Source organism: Pollutimonas rozaliensis (assembly GCF_048751585.1).
Classification (GTDB): Bacteria; Pseudomonadota; Gammaproteobacteria; order Burkholderiales; family Burkholderiaceae_B.
The window spans coordinates 1-259 of the sequence record NZ_JAZHOB010000220.1 but is presented as its reverse complement, the minus strand read 5'-3'; the positions used below and the strand labels follow the sequence as shown (position 1 = coordinate 259).

Annotated in this window: 1 pseudogene; it reads right to left on the bottom strand. The window is 61.0% G+C overall.

Going from position 1 to position 259, the window contains the following annotated elements:
- Window positions 1-238, bottom strand: a pseudogene (locus tag V0R37_RS22655) (M13 family peptidase); the annotation flags it as partial.
- Window positions 239-259: the final 21 nt, after the last annotated feature.

Genomic DNA, 259 nt, shown 5'->3' with positions numbered 1-259 from the left:
CGTCACGGTAGTAGGCCTCGTCAGGTAGGCCTAACCCGGCTTGCCCCATCCAGGGCACATAACGAGTAGGGTCGGCGGGGTCGGATTCCTCAGTGAGGTAAAACAGGGCGCCGAGGGATTCGCGGTAATGCTGGCCCAACATCGTCATGAACTCAGGTGTCGTTGTTAAGCGGTCGATGCGCGCCAAGATCGGCGTCAAGGGGGTTGTGCCGGCGGCTTCGACAGCGGCAGAGTCCATGAATCGGCGGTATAGCTCTGC